The organism is Deferrivibrio essentukiensis (assembly GCF_020480685.1).
Classification (GTDB): domain Bacteria; phylum Chrysiogenota; class Deferribacteres; order Deferribacterales; family Deferrivibrionaceae; genus Deferrivibrio; species Deferrivibrio essentukiensis.
Genome location: NZ_JAJAFU010000002.1, coordinates 53262 through 68881 on the forward strand (window position 1 = coordinate 53262; position 15620 = coordinate 68881).

The 15620-nt window shown below is 35.5% G+C and carries 18 protein-coding genes; 4 read left to right on the forward strand and 14 right to left on the reverse strand.

The window, feature by feature from the left end:
* Positions 1-29 precede the first annotated feature (29 nt).
* Positions 30-281 carry a hypothetical protein gene (locus LF845_RS01380; RefSeq protein ID WP_242819195.1) on the forward strand — a complete coding sequence of 84 codons (252 nt, stop codon included), beginning with the start codon at positions 30-32 and terminating at the stop codon, positions 279-281.
* Between the two features lie 25 nt (positions 282-306).
* Here the strand turns inward: LF845_RS01380 and LF845_RS01385 are convergent, their stop codons facing one another.
* Positions 307-855 carry a hydrolase gene (locus LF845_RS01385; RefSeq protein ID WP_242819196.1) on the reverse strand — a complete coding sequence of 183 codons (549 nt, stop codon included), beginning with the start codon at positions 853-855 and terminating at the stop codon, positions 307-309.
* Between the two features lie 617 nt (positions 856-1472).
* Between LF845_RS01385 and LF845_RS01390 the strand changes: the two genes are divergently transcribed.
* The gene (locus LF845_RS01390; RefSeq protein ID WP_242819197.1) at positions 1473-1769 is read left to right on the forward strand and encodes a DUF485 domain-containing protein; all 297 of its coding nucleotides are present in this window, start codon (positions 1473-1475) and stop codon (positions 1767-1769) included.
* A gap of 12 nt (positions 1770-1781) precedes the next feature.
* The gene (locus LF845_RS01395; protein ID WP_242819198.1) at positions 1782-3338 is read left to right on the forward strand and encodes a sodium:solute symporter family transporter; all 1557 of its coding nucleotides are present in this window, start codon (positions 1782-1784) and stop codon (positions 3336-3338) included.
* A gap of 44 nt (positions 3339-3382) precedes the next feature.
* Here LF845_RS01395 and LF845_RS01400 read toward each other — a convergent pair whose 3' ends face one another.
* From LF845_RS01400 to wrbA, 8 genes are all read right to left on the reverse strand, one after another.
* Positions 3383-3982: a 3'-5' exonuclease gene (locus tag LF845_RS01400; protein ID WP_242819199.1), complete on the reverse strand. Its 600-nt coding sequence runs from the start codon at positions 3980-3982 to the stop codon at positions 3383-3385.
* The gene (rsmA, locus tag LF845_RS01405) at positions 3960-4772 is read right to left on the reverse strand and encodes a 16S rRNA (adenine(1518)-N(6)/adenine(1519)-N(6))-dimethyltransferase RsmA (RefSeq protein WP_242819200.1); all 813 of its coding nucleotides are present in this window, start codon (positions 4770-4772) and stop codon (positions 3960-3962) included. Before rsmA ends, LF845_RS01400 begins: the two co-directional genes overlap by 23 nt.
* Positions 4747-5718: a 4-hydroxythreonine-4-phosphate dehydrogenase PdxA gene (pdxA, locus tag LF845_RS01410; RefSeq protein WP_242819201.1), complete on the reverse strand. Its 972-nt coding sequence runs from the start codon at positions 5716-5718 to the stop codon at positions 4747-4749. The genes rsmA and pdxA overlap by 26 nt, the downstream gene beginning before the upstream one ends.
* A 51-nt stretch (positions 5719-5769) precedes the next feature.
* Positions 5770-6762, reverse strand: a complete 993-nt coding sequence (locus LF845_RS01415; RefSeq protein ID WP_242819202.1) for a LysM peptidoglycan-binding domain-containing protein — start codon at positions 6760-6762, stop codon at positions 5770-5772.
* Positions 6763-6765: 3 nt separating this feature from the next.
* Positions 6766-7527, reverse strand: a complete 762-nt coding sequence (gene ybgF, locus LF845_RS01420) for a tol-pal system protein YbgF (RefSeq protein WP_242819203.1) — start codon at positions 7525-7527, stop codon at positions 6766-6768.
* Between the two features lie 8 nt (positions 7528-7535).
* Positions 7536-8423, reverse strand: a complete 888-nt coding sequence (locus LF845_RS01425) for a chemotaxis protein CheV (protein WP_242819204.1) — start codon at positions 8421-8423, stop codon at positions 7536-7538.
* Between the two features lie 124 nt (positions 8424-8547).
* On the reverse strand, positions 8548-9039 hold the full coding sequence (locus LF845_RS01430; protein ID WP_242819205.1) for a rhodanese-like domain-containing protein: 492 nt from the start codon (positions 9037-9039) through the stop codon (positions 8548-8550).
* 145 nt (positions 9040-9184) lie between these two features.
* Positions 9185-9799, reverse strand: coding sequence for an NAD(P)H:quinone oxidoreductase (gene wrbA / locus LF845_RS01435; protein ID WP_242819206.1), 615 nt, complete (start codon positions 9797-9799; stop codon positions 9185-9187).
* A gap of 177 nt (positions 9800-9976) precedes the next feature.
* Here wrbA and LF845_RS01440 point away from each other — a divergent pair, with 177 nt between their 5' ends.
* Complete coding sequence (locus LF845_RS01440) at positions 9977-10426, forward strand: DUF4442 domain-containing protein (protein WP_242819207.1); 450 nt, start codon at positions 9977-9979, stop codon at positions 10424-10426.
* 268 nt (positions 10427-10694) lie between these two features.
* Here the strand turns inward: LF845_RS01440 and LF845_RS01445 are convergent, their stop codons facing one another.
* The 5 genes from LF845_RS01445 to LF845_RS01465 form a co-directional block, all read right to left on the reverse strand.
* On the reverse strand, positions 10695-12506 hold the full coding sequence (locus LF845_RS01445) for a DUF3373 family protein (protein WP_242819208.1): 1812 nt from the start codon (positions 12504-12506) through the stop codon (positions 10695-10697).
* Between the two features lie 91 nt (positions 12507-12597).
* The gene (locus LF845_RS01450) at positions 12598-12918 is read right to left on the reverse strand and encodes a c-type cytochrome (RefSeq protein ID WP_242819209.1); all 321 of its coding nucleotides are present in this window, start codon (positions 12916-12918) and stop codon (positions 12598-12600) included.
* An 80-nt stretch (positions 12919-12998) separates the two neighbouring features.
* On the reverse strand, positions 12999-13682 hold the full coding sequence (locus tag LF845_RS01455; RefSeq protein ID WP_242819210.1) for a TorD/DmsD family molecular chaperone: 684 nt from the start codon (positions 13680-13682) through the stop codon (positions 12999-13001).
* A 97-nt stretch (positions 13683-13779) separates the two neighbouring features.
* Positions 13780-14919: an MFS transporter gene (locus tag LF845_RS01460; protein WP_242819211.1), complete on the reverse strand. Its 1140-nt coding sequence runs from the start codon at positions 14917-14919 to the stop codon at positions 13780-13782.
* A 27-nt stretch (positions 14920-14946) separates the two neighbouring features.
* Positions 14947-15570, reverse strand: coding sequence for a flagellar hook-basal body protein (locus LF845_RS01465; protein ID WP_242819212.1), 624 nt, complete (start codon positions 15568-15570; stop codon positions 14947-14949).
* Positions 15571-15620: the final 50 nt, after the last annotated feature.

Below are 15620 nucleotides of genomic sequence, written 5' to 3' on the forward strand. Positions count from 1 at the left end.
TGAAAAATACAACCCTAAAAGGAGAAAATATGGGCTGCGGATGCAATCACAATCATGACAAAAACGGCAGTTGCGACTGTAACGATGAGGCTGCAATTCTCATCGACCCTAACAAGGTAGGAGAAATTTCCCTCAATGAGGACGGAGTAGTGACATTAACTATTCTCGATGATAAAGATGAGGTTGAGCAAGAGCTTGCTTTGGAGTTTGACAGTTATGAAGCTGCTGAAAAATGGCTGCAAGAAACATTCGGCGACAGATTAATGGAAATCGAAGAGTAATAATCGGGGGCTTATAGCCCCCTTTTTATTTTAACATAGACGATATAGCCTTAAACTCGTCTGTTTTTGCTTTTTTAAGCAGCATGAATAATACAATTTCAGTAGTGGTAATAATTGCCCCTGCATCAGACATATAATCAAGCCCGGCCAACCAATTTTCCTTACTTCTTGACTGTACCGCATCTTTTACAACAAACACATTATAATAATTTAATAGGTCTAAAACTGTCTGCAGCACACATACATGTGTTTCCATGCCAAATACAATCACATTTTCCACATTCAGACTATTTAATTTATCCATAAAGGTATCTTCTCCGCAGCATGAAAAGGTAATTTTTTCAAAATATAATGCTCCTTCAAGATAATGACTAAGCTCATTTACGGTGCGCCCTAACCCTTTGACATATTGCTCAGTGAACAACACCGGCATATTTAATATTTTCGCTGATTTGAGAAGTATTTCCATATTTTTTAATTTTTTCCCGTAAACTTTTTCATCCATTGCTTTGACTAACTTTTCTTGAACATCAATAAGTAAAAATGCAGTATTATTAACATTTATAGTAAACATAAAACCCTCCATATAGGCTATTATTTTATCTTAACAAATTTTATTGATTTTAAAAAGTATTTTTTTTTTTAGAAATCATCTCATAAAAAATAAAACCTTTTACTAATAAAAAATTATATTACTGCTATGTGAAAATAAAATGTAAAATTTATAATACGATATACAAAAAGCAAGTTTATACATAGTGTAGATTATTAATTAACTATTTAATCAATTAATTCAATAAAACATATTTTTAATTTCGACAAGAACCTAAACACTTTTTAATCAATTTATTCACCCAAGATACAATTTAACATAAATCCATAAAAATTTGTTTTTTCTTATAACATTCCTTTCTTTATATAAAATACAATTTTAAATAATACATATATTTTTTAAACAGTTATAAAATACAAAAAGATACTGTTTTACCATTTATTAAACTTTATATTTTAATATTTGATTAAATAATAGTGAAATTAAGTTGTGCATAACATACTGATAACAATTATTTTCAAAAATATATTGACTATTCTTAAATAATATGAGATTTTATTTTACATAAAAAATAAAAGTGTTTTAAAATGGTCGGTAACATTTACTTAATAATTATTAAAACTTCAAAGGAGTATATTATGAGTGAAAATTATCAAAAAGTCTTAAATTCCGAAAGATTTAAAAAACTTATTAAAAAACGTTGGACATTTAGTTTTTTTATGCTTGCAGTACTATTTGTTGTCTATTACGGCTACATATTCATGATTGCACTAAACAAAGACTTTGTTACTAAAAAGGTGGGCGTTTATACCAACGTCGGAATTATTATGGGGATTGGTGTAATATTTGCCGCATGGATTTTGACTTATGTCTATGTACTATGGGCAAACAATGTTTACGACAAAGAAGTAGAAGAAATTAAGAAAGAACTTTAATCGGGGGATGAAATGGAATATAAATTTGGTGAACCTAATTTAGTGGCAATAGGCTCCTTTGTCGCGGTTGTTATCCTTACATTATTCGTGACTTTTTTAGTTGCCAGAAAACAAAAACAATCTGCCAGCAATTATTATACTGCCGGCGGTGGCATTACAGGGTTCCAAAACGGTCTTGCTCTTGCAGGAGATTACATGTCAGCGGCATCTTTTCTTGGCGTTTCCGGTCTTGTTGCCCTAAAGGGTTATGACGGGATGATTTATGCTGTAGGTTGGCTTGTAGGTTGGCCTGCGCTTATGTTTTTAATAGCTGAGCCTCTTAGAAACCTTGGAAAATATAGCTTTGCAGATGTAGTTGCATATCGACTAAATCAAGGACCTATCAGAACAGCTTCGGCAATTGGAGGATTGTTAGTCCTTCTTTGCTACACTATCGCTCAGATGGTTGGCTCAGGGAAGCTTATAGAGCTTATGTTTGGTATACCTTATGTTTGGGCAGAAATTATTGTTGGAACAGTAATGTTACTTTACGTATTATATGGTGGTATGCTTGCTACAACATGGGTACAAATAATCAAAGCTTGTCTTCTTCTTTTTGGTGTTACAATTCTGACACTGTTAGTTTTAGCTAAGTTTAATTTCAACCCAGGTAACCTATACGGTGCAGTTCAGGAAACTTACGGTGTTGAAATGTTAAACCCGGGTGGTTTGGTAAAAGGTCCAGTTGAAGCCTTATCATTAGGTCTTGCACTTATGCTTGGACTTCTTGGACTTCCGCATATATTGATGAGATTCTTTACAGTTCCTAATGCTAAAGAAGCAAGAAAATCAGTTGTATACGCCACAACATTTATCGGTTACTTCTACCTTATCATTCCAATAGTTGGTTTTGGTGCTGCAGTATTGGTTGGTAAAAGCGCAATTATGAAAATTGGTAGTGGTGGTAATATGGCTGCACCTATGCTTTCACAGTTGCTTGGCGGGACTCCATTTTTAGGATTTATCGCAGCAGTTGCATTTGCCACAATTCTCGCAGTTGTTGCAGGTCTTACTTTGGCTGCTTCAGCGGCACTTGGGAATGACTTATATGTAAGCACATTTAAAAAAGGTAATGTAACTGAGTCAGAGAAATTAAAGGCTGCAAGGATGTCTACCCTCATTTATGGTGTGGCATCTGTTGCACTTGGTATTGCTTTTCAAAAGCAAAACGTAGCATTTTTAGTTGCTCTTGCTTTTTCAATTGCTGCAAGTGCTAACTTCCCATCACTTTTTCTTTCTATCGTATGGAAAAAGTTAAGCACTACCGGTGCAGTTATGTCTATTTTGTTTGGTGGTTTGTCTTCTGCTATATTGATAGTCTTAAGCCCTACTGTTTGGGTGACAATCCTTGGGAACCCTGAAGCAATATTCCCCTATAAATTCCCAACAATAATCTCCTTACCACTTGCTTTTATCGGTGCTTGGATTGGCTCTGTTATCGCACCAGATAAAGCAGCACAGGAAAAATATGAACAGGTTAAAATTAGGACTTACTTAGGTGTAGGTATTTCAGACGCAAGTGACCATTAAAATATAAGGTAAATATATGGCCGCCTTTTAGGCGGCTTCTTTTTTTAAAGTAAATTAGATAATGTCAAATCTAATCCTAAAAATTTCATTTTTTCAATAGCTTTTAAAAAAACCACCGAAGTATTTACGGCATCAAATAATGCTCTGTGTCTGTAAGAATTTTCAATTTCCACATTGATATCAAAATACCTAATTAAAGAATCAAGGTTATATCTGCCGATATTTGGATAAAATTTCTTTGTAATGCTTACCGTATCAAGGATGCATACAAGTTTGCAGTCAACACAATGCTTTTTCATATAATAATTGATAAAAGTAAAATCAAACTTTGCATTGTGTGCAATAAAAACCGTATTTTCAGCAAACTCAGCAAATTTTGGCAATACCTCATCAATTAAAGGTGCATTCTCTACCATTTTTTCATCAATGCCATTGATTTCTATTGTCTTACTTGGAATCGGCTTTTCTGGCTTTATCAGTGTTGTAAAGTGGTTATTCAAATCGAGGTTAAAATCACTATTTATCTTGACGGCACTTATCTCAAGAAGCTCTGCCCCCTTGTATGGGCTCAGTCCCGTAGTTTCGGTATCCACAACGGTAAACGTATATTCTTTTAATGATTTATTTAGACCTAAGATACTCATAAAATCGTATAAAATCTTCCAATTTTAACTCTTCTGCTCTCACACTGTCACTGCCAAAAAACTCTTTTATTTTATCCTCGATATTTTCTATATGTTTGAGATTATTCTTAAGAGTCTTTCTTTTTAGGACAAAACAACTCTTTATAAATTTGAGAAAATCTTTTTCGTCATCTTCATCTTTAAAATGTCTTTTTTTAGGTAAAAATTTTAATACTGTTGATTCTACCTTCGTGGTAGGCCAAAAGTTTTTCCCTGATAAGTGCTTTACCTTAAATATATCAAAATAGTATTGGCAAAAAACAGATAGTGAAGAGTATGTCTTATTTTTCGGCAGAGAAATTATCCTTTCAGCTACCTCTTTCTGAAACATAAAAACCATAAGGTCGATACTGTTATGAAAATTAACCGTATGCTCTACAATTTTTGTGGACACATTATAGGGCAAATTGCCCACAAACTTTATTTTTTTATCCGTCTGAAAATCTGCCGTATCAGTCAACATAAAATCTTTATTAATGATATTAAAGTTTCCATATATGTGTAAATATCTCCTCAAAAAATGCGCAAGGTCTCTATCAATCTCCACACACAGGACATTTGCATTTCGCTCAAGAAGCTCATATGAAAGTACACCGCAACCAGGACCTATTTCAACAACATAATCATCCGGCTTTATCTCTGCTTCATCACAAATAACAGACAATATATGTTTATTTACGAGAAAGTGCTGACCAAACGACTTTTTCGTATGGCCAAATTCGGACTTAAATATTTGTATTAAATTTAACATTGTTCACCATCATATCCGCTACTTCAATAGCTCTTTTAAGACTACTCTCACTTGCAACCCCTTTTCCGGCTATATCATATGCCGTCCCGTGATCAACACTCGTCCTGATAAAAGGTAAATTAAGAGTAACATTTACGGCACTTCCAAAACTTTCCATCTTGACGGGTATAAGCCCTTGATCGTGATACATTACGACAGCAATATCAAACTCCCCTTTCAGCATCCTTGCAAAAAGTGTATCGGATGGAATAGGGCCATAGACATTTAACCCTTTTTCAATACACTTATTTACTGCCGGAGAAATAATCTGCAATTCCTCATTTGAGATTGCCCCGTTGTCACCTGCATGAGGATTTAAGCCTGCCACAGCAATTTTTGGGTTTGGATTGCCAAAAAACTTTCCAGCATTATGACTATTCATCACAGCTTTGATTATTTTATCCTCGGTAATACTTTCAGCTACTTTCCCAATAGGGATATGAGTTGTCACAAGGACTACCTTTATTTTATCCCCCACAAGCATCATTGAAAAATTGTCACATTTACTTAAAAATCCGAGATATTCCGTATGCCCCGGATATTTTAATCCTGCGAGATTGATAGCTTTTTTATTTATGGGGCAGGTAACCATTGCATCAGCTTTGCCGGATTTGATGAGGTTAAAAGCTTTTGCGATATACTTTATGGAAAGCCTTCCATTTGCCGGTGTCAAAACTCCAGGCATATAACTTATTTCTTCTTTCCCTGCAACATCTATAAACTTACAATCAGGAAAAGTAGTTATAGAAAATACACGTTTAAAGCTCTCTTTCAGAATAGTTTTGCTGCCTACAAAAGTCAGGTCATATTGACTGCAAAATTGTTTATCAAGAATCAATTTGCAAATAATCTCAGGGCCAATGCCGGCAGGGTCGCCCATAGTAACGACAATTTTATTTAAACCCATAATGTTACATTATTTCCTATTGTGTATATAGCAACAAGTAAAATATTTATATTAATAAACAGCTACTTTTACGAGCTTGACTTCATCACCCCTTGTTATCTCAAGAGTGCTGCTTAAAATCGCCGCAGTAGCATAATCTTCATTTACATAAAGCACTTGAGCTTCTCCAACTCTAACCTCTCTGTAAAATCCGCCGTCACTCTTGATACGGACGACTTCTACAATATCACCCTGCTTTATTCCGTCTTTTAACCCTTTATCAAAAACTATCCTATACCCGTCACCGGAAATTGTCATAGATTGAGAAAGGTATACCACTTTACCTTTTCTGTTTGACCTTACTTCAACAAATTGGTCGGACACTTTCATCATATCTTCATCTTTTTTAGCTTTGACATAGAGCCCTTTGCTGATGGAGTCAAAAGCCTTTTTTACTCTCACAACTGCATTGTCTTTTTCTACCTTTTCTACAATACCATAGCCATCTATTTTCAATAGCTCGCCGTTTTCAAAGCTTTCCAAATGTCTTAGAAAAGTAATTTCCTGACCTTCAGCAAACTTTTCTTTGGCAATACTCACTCTTAAAATATCCCCATCTGACACAAAATATTTACCCTCTTGAGTAGCTATTACCTTTTCGGATGGCAGTTTTTTCAACACTAATTCATAATCACTTAATTTTACAACCTTACTTGCACCTACATTGGCAATATTAGCACTTTCTTTATTCGCTACAGTGCCGGCAGCTGCTTCAACCCCTTTTTTAGTTGAATCGCCAATTTTAAAGGTAGCTTCATCTGTCAACTTCAGCACTTCACCATCATTTACGATAACAGGTATATTCAGCTTCTCTTTTGGATAAATGAGGTCAGGATTGTTAATATGGACATTATACTTCCATATTAACGGCCACTTAAAGTTATCCTTATAATATTTTTCAGAAATATCCCAAAGGGTATCACCTTTTTTTACTACATGCACATCTTGTGTAAAACCGTTAAACGCAAATAAAGCCAAACTTAAAGATAATAATATTTTTTTCATAATCTACTCCAACCCTTGCAATCTGCTCTTGGCAGTCTTAGCTGCGTCGCTGTCGGGATACAAAGAGATTAGTTTATTTAGTGTATCCTTAGCCCCTTGAATATCCCCCATCTCTTTTTTTGCCAAAGCAATTTTGAGATAAGCATCAGGCACTTTGTTTGCATCCGGGTATTTTTGTATCAAATTAGTCAATGTATCTATGCATTCTTGATATTCATTATTTGAATAGTGTATCTCTGCAATCCAATACATTGCATTATCAGACAAATCATCATTTGGATACAGAGCCAAAAATTCTTCAAACTTCTTTTTGCTTTCAAATAGTTTTCCCGAATTAAAAAGCTCATAAGCATATGAGTAAAGACTTGATTTATCGGAAAAGTTATCCTCGATAACAATTATCTGATTTTCATTATTGCCGGCCTGCGATTTCGTTTGGTTTAAATTATTAACGTTTGTATTTTGCATATTGCCAGATTTTGAAACGCTATCCACCTTAGTCTTCATAATTGTCACTTCATTTGTAACGTATGACATATCATTTCTGACCTGTGCAATTGCCTTTGAGTTGCCGTTTATCTTTTCCTCGTTAATACTGATTTTCCTGTCAAGCTCATCAACATTTACTTTCATATCGGCTATAGATTTTTGTAGATTGATAATTTCTTCATTAAGATTACTTATACTCTGCTTTATCGCCTGATTATCCTGAGCACAGGCAATAAAAAGAAAAGGTAAAACAAATGTTACTATCCCCTTTTTCATAACAGCTCCTATATTACATATTTATCTATCGCATTTATAACAATTCCCAAATCAGGCTTACCGATAAACTCATTGGCACCAATCCCCAATACTTTCAATTCATTTTCCTCACTTGCAAGGGAGGAAAACACTATTATCGGTAGATTTTTTAGTTCACCTGACTCTCTCACCTTTCTTATCAAAAATGTCCCGTCAGCTACAGGCATCTCCAAGTCGGTAACAATAATATCCGGCACCTCTTTAGTTAAAGCATTCAACAATAACTTTCCGTTCTCAAATGCCTTAACACTATACCCTGCTTTTTCAAGGTTATTTTTCAGAAGTTTACGAATAACATCTGAATCTTCGGCCAAAAATATCTTTTTACCACGTCTTAGATTCTGCTTTGTGTAATCAATTTCAACATTGTGCATAGAAGTTAAAGGATTAATCTCCGCAACAATTTTTTCAAAATCCAAAAGCTGCACAAGTCTGTCATTAATATTCACCACACCTAACACAGACTCAGCCAAGTTTATATCACTAATTGAAGCATAGTCATTTATATCCGCCCAGGTAATTCGATGAATTCTTGTTATATCATCCACAACAAACCCGTTATATTGATGGTTAAAATATGTAATTATAACTTTTGATTTTTTGGGGTCATAATCATGCTTTATATTGAGCCAATAAGAGAGATTAATAATAGGGATAAGCTTTTGTCTTACATTTGCTGTGCCTATAACTGCAGGATGGGAATCCGGCACTCTAACAATTTCGGGAAAAAGGATAATCTCCCTAACCTTTGCTACGTTAATACCAAAATAATGCTCTTTTTCACCTCTAATAATGAATTCCACAACTTCAAATTCATTTGTGCCTACTTCAAGCAAAATTTCATGATCAATTCCCATAATCTTCTCCTAACAGAAAATATCACACAAACTGATGCCATTCAAGGGAAATATAATTATTTTTTTAGAAAAGTGAAAAGAAAAAATTCATAACAAAAAAGGCGGCTAAGCCGCCTTAAAATTATTATTCAGCACACCCAGTAAGTTCATATGGAACCATTTTAAATGTTCCAAGCGGATTAGTTACAGGAAAACCTGCCTCAATCCATCCTTTTATACCACCTTTAAGATTTACAACATTCTGATAACCCAACCTTTTTAATGTTTCTGCGGCTAATACCCCTCTACCGCCAACTTTACAATAAGTAACAATGAGCTTATCAGTCGGGATATTCATCTTTGGTAGCATAAATTCGATCAAACCTCTGCTAATATTGTAATACTCTTTAGCCTCAATTTTTGCTGCGGGCACCTCTTCCTTTGTCCTAACATCGATAAGCACAAAATTTGCCTTGCCTTTAATTAAGTCCATAAGCTCCTGAGGGGTTATCTCCTTAACCATTTGCTTTGCAGCACTTACCATCGCTTTGCTGTTGTCAGCAACAGGGTTTGCCTCAGCAAATACGCTAAAGCTAAAAGCCATCAAACAAAATAATGCTAATAAAAATCTTTTCATATTCCACCTCCTGAAATATAATAAAATATACCACATAAAAAAAAATCTTGTCAACCTATCTGTTCATTTATTTACAAATTGTTAAAAATTATAAACATAATCTTTTAATTTAAAAAGCATTCATCCTTATTGATGAATAATTGTCTTAACATTTTAGTTTTTTTGCTACTTCTGCAACATGGCGCCCCTGAAACTCTGCTATTGCAAGTTCATTTTCACTTGGCACTCTGCTGCCATCGTGGTCAGTAATCGTGGTGGCACCATAAGGTGTGCCGCCGGTAATCTCTTTCATATTAAGTAACCTTTGCTCCGAATAAGGTACACCTACGACTATCATACCGTGATGAAGCAGCACTGTATGAAAGCTCGTCAATGTAGTCTCTTGGCCGCCATGTTGTGAAGCGGTGGAAGTAAACACAGAACCAATTTTGCCTATCAATGCACCTTTTGCCCAAAGGCTCCCTGTCTGGTCTATAAAATTTTTCATTTGGGAAGCCATATTGCCAAATCTTGTAGGTGTCCCAAAGATGATTGCATCCGCATCGGCTAAATCTGATACATTTGCCACAGGGATATGTGAAAAACTCTCCTTGGCATCAAATGCTCCGGCATTTTTTATCTGCTCTTCACTCATAAGCTCAGGCACCTGCAGTAGCTTAACACTGACACCTTCAACCGATTCAGCACCTTTCTTAACTGCTTCAGCTAATTTATAAACATGTCCATATAAACTATAAAATACAACATATACCTTTGTCATATCTTCCTCCTTCTAATTCATACTGTATAAGTAACATATATCTATTGTTTTAAAAAGCAAGGCTATTAATGTGTTACTTAATCGTAAATTTTGCATTAATCCGCTTTAGTAAATCAAAACTATTTGACAATTATCACTGATATCGTAATAATCTTCAAAAATTTTAAGGGGGACTTTGTGTATTTTTCACCAAAAGTGATGAAATTTTTACTAAATATCTATCCACCATATGTCGGAGCAGGAGTTAAAATAGAATATATCAGGGAAGATTGGAAAGAGTTAAAAGTATCGATGGTGCTTCGTTGGTATAACAGAAATGCTGTAGGCACTCATTTTGGTGGCAGTCTTTACTCGATGACTGACCCGCATATTATGTTATTGTTGATGAATTCTCTTGGTAGAGATTATATAGTGTGGGATAAGTCTGCTGAAATAGATTTTGTAAAAGCAACAAAGAAAAAGGTCTATTGCACTGTCGCAATAACAGATGAAATTATAAATGAGATAAAAGATAAAACCGCAAACGGAGATAAATATTATCCGGAATTTACTTTAAAGATTATTGATGGTGAGGAAAACCTGATAGCAAGGGTAAAAAAGGTATTGTATGTGAAAAAGAAGTTCTAAGTTCTAAGTTCTAAGTTCTAAGTTCTAAGTTCTAAGTTCTAAGTTCTAAGTTCTAAGTTCTAAGTTCTAAGTTCGGGGTTAGATATTTTGTTGTAGATGTCAATATTTTTTGGAATAAATATACAATCTGGTGTCTTTTAAAAAAAGCCTTATAAGACTTTGAGTGAAACTTGCAAACGGATTTTTGCATCGCGACTTGCAAGCATTGTCTAAATAATAAAAAAAAGGCCGGCAAACACCGGCCTTTTTAATAATAATCTGATTCAGATTAGAATCTGTATGTCATCTTAAGGTAGAACTGATCAACCTTGTCAACTACAGGCATTAAAGTGTTGAAAGCTGTAGCATCTTCAATCTTAACAGGCTCACCCATAAAGTTACCACTGTTAGTGTATTCGTAATCATAGTGGATGTAGCCAAGTGTAGCAAAGAAGTTGTTACCAACGATTGGCTGATGATAGTATACTTCATATACATCACCACGAGTAGCAAGTTTCTGAGCATCATAAGTAAGGATAAATGGCTGCCAGTACTTTGTACCGTGATTGTATTCAACACCAAGTTTACCACCCAAGAATGGCAATTCAGGTGTCATAACACCAAGCCAATACATATGACCTGTACCGTCCATCATCTGATCCATGCCCATGAACTGATACATTGGATTAGCTGATCTGTTAGTAGGATCAGTCTTGCTCATAGAGTATGAAGCAAACCAGCTAAAGTCAAATGTATAACCTTGAGCTATGATAGAGTGAAGGTCGATATTACCAACTTCGCTCATAGGCTCAACACGTGAAACAAATCCGCCATAGTTAGGATTTAAAGTGTATTCATCGTATTGTCCATCAAGATTGTAATCATTACCTGACACATAGAATGGAAATACTGCAGTACCGATAAATCCGTCAGTCAAGCCGTAACCGTGAGCCCAGTTGTAAATGACTTTGTAGTCCTCATTATCAAAAAGCTTAACGATAGCACCAAAGAAATGAACATCATTTACATCAGCCTGTGCATTCATAGAGTTGAGCGTGCCGTAGCCACCTTCGTAGCCCTGACCATAGCAGAATTTAACGTTAAGCCCTGGGATACCTGTCAAATCAGCAAGGTCAAATCCTAATGAACCACCATCAAAGTTCATCTGAATGATTGTACCTGCAGGTGAGCCGCCAAGCACTGCATTTTCATGGTTTTCCATACCATAACCGTAAGCAGCAGGACGACGACCAAAAGAGAAATGCCAGTGAACATCACCGATGCTGTTTTTATACACAAAGTAAGCTCTTTCAACCCTTAAAGTATCATCTGTTGGCACCTGAGCAGAGTTTGCATCTAGTGCCATACTCCCCATTGTGCCGTTGAAGAAGTGGAAAGGTGTAGAATCTCCAAAAGTCTTGAACATTGTAAGACGGCCGCTGAAAGAGAGATTTTCATTCACTTTGGATGAAAGTCTTAATCTGAGTCTGTTAGTAAGCATGAAATCGTTGTTAGTGTCGTATTTCTTGGGTTTGATAACACCAAAAGTTGTTTTAAGAGCATCTAAATATTGGGCAGGAACAGTACGGGAAGATAACATACCAGCAAAAGTGTTCATAGCAAAAGCCTGATATCCTCCCTGATCAGTAGTTGGATCTGGAGCTCCCATACTCATTAACATACCAACAATTTGAGGATTCATCATAACCTGGCCAAAATCAGCGTAATAGTTTGACATAAACGCATCATTAAAACCATCACCATTACTATCCCATGCAGTTGAAGTAACTCCGTCTGTAACATCGCCATCAGTTTGAGCAAGACTATCAGCCAACCATAACCCCATCATATCACTAGCAAATTCAGGCAATGCCCTTACGTTTTTGTACTGTGTGCTGTCAAGTCTTGTCATAAACTCTGCACTGATAGAAAGCTTGTCTGTTGCAGTGTGTCTTGTGTTTTTGGACACAAATTTGTTCATAGTGTCTACCTGAGTCTGAAGGTCTGCAATCTGCTTTCTCAGCTGATCAAGTTCAGAATCAGCAAACGCAAAAGTTGAAACCAATAAAACCCCTAAAATTACACTTAAAAGTTTTCTCATCGAAACCTCCATAATTAATAAATTTTACCTACCTTATAAGTAGGCTATCAAAATTAAAACAAAGGGGGAAAACCCCCTTAATTAACCAATCTTAACCACAAGTTTCTGGCTGGTCAGAGTCAAGAGCGTGGCTGTGAAGATATTCAAACATATCTTCTACGTCCTTGTCGCTAAGTCCAGCTTTTGCTGAGCACTCTTTAATCTTTGGCAATGCTGCTTTCCACTGAGCCTGAGTCTTTGACACAGGGCTAAGTGCAGCTACACCTGCTTTTGAGCCGTCATGACAAGCAAGACGACAGCTTTTTTTCCATACTCTCTTACCTTTTCTTGCATCACCAGCAGCGTAAGCTGAAGTAACCGCAAAAATTGCAATTGTTGCTAAAACCAAAGCTGTAAAAAGTTTCTTTTTCATACATGCCTCCTTATATTTGGCTAATGTGCCTTGTTTTATTTATATATTCAAAATAACCAATATTGACTTTATAATAAAAGCTATTCACAAAATACCTCTTCCACAATACCATCAAGGTCATTAATAAACTCCAGCAGCCCCATTGCGAGCACCTTGTAAAAATCAATCCTTGCGTGCTCGATAATATTTTTACAAAATTTCTCACACATTGGCAATACTAAACCGTACGATACAAGAAAAAATCCTTTGGCAGCGCTTATACCATCCACATTGAGTCTGCCAATCATTATGGAAATATATTCAAGCATTATATAAATATTGTCTTCCAGGTCTTTGCATTCCTCTTTCAGCTCAAAACCTGTTTTTATCATCAAATCTTTAAGCTTTATCAGATAATCGCTGTATAACAAACCTTCATCGGTGAGATAAACCGAAGCATAAGGGCTTGCAGGCACGCCGTCCTTATTTGTCACAAAAAGTCTTGTATACTCCACCTGCATATCATCAACCTTGTCAAGAATAAGCTTTTGACCTGTATACTCTTCAAAAAAATCGTCAAAATATCTAACAGACTCTTTAAGCCTGCTGTATACTTTTACATCGGGGTATCTAAAGGCAAGGGATAAAAACATCAGAATGTTGCTAAGATTTATTACCGCTGTTTCATCATAGCGGTCAAAATTAATGACGATATCTTCCCAGTTGCCAGCCTTTGCGGTCTCTTTTATCTTTTGTAAATCAAAAGGTACTTTTAATTCAAGCATTTTTCACCATATTTGAATATTCCAACCATGCTATGTATCATTTTAAATAAAGAAATTTATTTGTAAAGACTTTTTTGTATACAATATGCAATTTTTTCTATATTAACTTTTTGTGCGCAAATAGATTTAAGAGCAAAATTACTCCTGCCATTGAAGATAATAGTATCAAAAAGCTACTCCACCCGTATTTTTCATAGATAAGCCCTGGCAGGTATGATCCGATAATTCCGCCGAAATAATAAAAGGATACATACATGCCGTTTACAATCCCCTTATTTTTATCTGCATTTTTATTCACAAACCCAGACCCAACGGAGTGGAGCATAAACATCCCGCCGCAAAAGATAAACATATTGATATATATCCACAGTAAATTGTCCATCTGAAATAGCAGCAGAGCCATTATATAAACTGTCGAACCTAAGATAAGGGATTTTCTATACCCTAATAATGCTATAACTTTTACGGACAAAAGGCTTACCACAACCCCCATTAAATACCCCGAATACGCAAGCCCTGTTTTTAGCTCATTAGATTTACTGCTCAATTTTGAAAGGTGGTCGGGCAGGTAATTTAAAAGACCTGCAAAACAGAAAAATGAAAGAAAAATAGATATAAATACTACCAAAAATTTCTTGTCTTCAAGCACTACAAGAATATCGCTAAACTTTGGTCTGGTAACGCTAAGAGTTACATCCTTTTCAAGGGATTTCACAAAAAATACAAGAATAATCAGACATACTCCCAAAAACAGGAAACTAATCCGCCAATTAAAAACATAAGATATCAGCCCTGAAATCGCCCTACCTGCAAACCCGCCCACAATGGTTGAAGCGATATAAATCGACATAACCCTTTGGATATTTTCAGCATTTGAAAGTTTGGAAACATATGTCATAAGGGACGTCAAAATTGCAGGAATTAAAACCCCTTGAAAAAGCCTTATGCCAAGTATCTGATAAAAACTTACCGCAAACCCTAACATTATTTCACTCAACCCCAAAAGAAGCAGTGCCATCAAGATTATCTTCCTCGCCGATACGGTTTCCAATATTATCCCGTATAAAAACGGTGAAAAACTAAGTGGAATAAGGGTAAAAGTTATTATAAGACCTGATGTGGAAGCAGAAAGGTTAAACTCTTTTGAAAGTATTGGCAATAGAGGCTGAGGTGCATATAATGCCGAAAATGTCAGAATCGCTGAAAAAATAATAAGAATCGTATTTTTAAAATTCATCTATTTGGCATCTTGTATTTTTATAGTTTAAGATTTGATATCCAAAATATATCCCAACATTTCATCTGTTGTTTTAATGGTTTTGGTGTTTGCCTGCACATATCTCAGGTCTACTATATTGTTAACAATCTCCTTGGCTAAGTCAACATTTGAAGCCTCAAGAAAGCCAGGTATTATTTCATAAGAATTTTCCGGGACAGGTTTATCGTTGTCGCTAAAAATATCTATTTTAAACACTTTTTGCCCGTTTACCAACAGATTCCCTTTGGTATCTATACTTATTTCATCATTATTGTTTAGATTGAGCCCGTCGGTAAGCCTCTCCCCATTTGCATTTACTATCTCTCTGTTTTTATCAAGATAAAAATTGCCTTCTCTCGTGAGATTTTCACCGTTTTCACCGTAAACTTTAAAATAGCCGTTTCCGTTTATTGCAAGGTCAAGATTTCTACCCGTATGGATAAGATAGCCTTGAGATTTATCGCTATTGACAGAAATTACCTTTACTCCCCCTTTTGAAAGCTCAGACAAAACCGAATATTGTGACTTATACGAGGTGGAGTTTACATTTGCGATATTATTGGCGGTAAGGGAAATCCTGTTATCACCCGCCACAATCGCACTTAACGCCGAATATAAACCCTGAATCATTTGCTTTCTCCTTATTTTTATATTATATTTCACTTATCGACATTTTACAA

What these genes read in the sequence shown, in the direction of transcription:
- LF845_RS01380 (WP_242819195.1), top strand. Translation starts at nt 30, where the DNA reads ATGGGCTGCGGATGCAATCACAATCATGACAAAAACGGCAGTTGCGAC.
- LF845_RS01385 (WP_242819196.1), bottom strand. Translation starts at nt 855, where the DNA reads ATGTTTACTATAAATGTTAATAATACTGCATTTTTACTTATTGATGTT.
- LF845_RS01390 (WP_242819197.1), top strand. Translation starts at nt 1,473, where the DNA reads ATGAGTGAAAATTATCAAAAAGTCTTAAATTCCGAAAGATTTAAAAAA.
- LF845_RS01395 (WP_242819198.1), top strand. Translation starts at nt 1,782, where the DNA reads ATGGAATATAAATTTGGTGAACCTAATTTAGTGGCAATAGGCTCCTTT.
- LF845_RS01400 (WP_242819199.1), bottom strand. Translation starts at nt 3,982, where the DNA reads ATGAGTATCTTAGGTCTAAATAAATCATTAAAAGAATATACGTTTACC.
- rsmA (WP_242819200.1), bottom strand. Translation starts at nt 4,772, where the DNA reads ATGTTAAATTTAATACAAATATTTAAGTCCGAATTTGGCCATACGAAA.
- pdxA (WP_242819201.1), bottom strand. Translation starts at nt 5,718, where the DNA reads ATGGGTTTAAATAAAATTGTCGTTACTATGGGCGACCCTGCCGGCATT.
- LF845_RS01415 (WP_242819202.1), bottom strand. Translation starts at nt 6,762, where the DNA reads ATGAAAAAAATATTATTATCTTTAAGTTTGGCTTTATTTGCGTTTAAC.
- ybgF (WP_242819203.1), bottom strand. Translation starts at nt 7,527, where the DNA reads ATGAAAAAGGGGATAGTAACATTTGTTTTACCTTTTCTTTTTATTGCC.
- LF845_RS01425 (WP_242819204.1), bottom strand. Translation starts at nt 8,423, where the DNA reads ATGGGAATTGATCATGAAATTTTGCTTGAAGTAGGCACAAATGAATTT.
- LF845_RS01430 (WP_242819205.1), bottom strand. Translation starts at nt 9,039, where the DNA reads ATGAAAAGATTTTTATTAGCATTATTTTGTTTGATGGCTTTTAGCTTT.
- wrbA (WP_242819206.1), bottom strand. Translation starts at nt 9,799, where the DNA reads ATGACAAAGGTATATGTTGTATTTTATAGTTTATATGGACATGTTTAT.
- LF845_RS01445 (WP_242819208.1), bottom strand. Translation starts at nt 12,506, where the DNA reads ATGAGAAAACTTTTAAGTGTAATTTTAGGGGTTTTATTGGTTTCAACT.
- LF845_RS01450 (WP_242819209.1), bottom strand. Translation starts at nt 12,918, where the DNA reads ATGAAAAAGAAACTTTTTACAGCTTTGGTTTTAGCAACAATTGCAATT.
- LF845_RS01455 (WP_242819210.1), bottom strand. Translation starts at nt 13,682, where the DNA reads ATGCTTGAATTAAAAGTACCTTTTGATTTACAAAAGATAAAAGAGACC.
- LF845_RS01460 (WP_242819211.1), bottom strand. Translation starts at nt 14,919, where the DNA reads ATGAATTTTAAAAATACGATTCTTATTATTTTTTCAGCGATTCTGACA.
- LF845_RS01465 (WP_242819212.1), bottom strand. Translation starts at nt 15,570, where the DNA reads ATGATTCAGGGTTTATATTCGGCGTTAAGTGCGATTGTGGCGGGTGAT.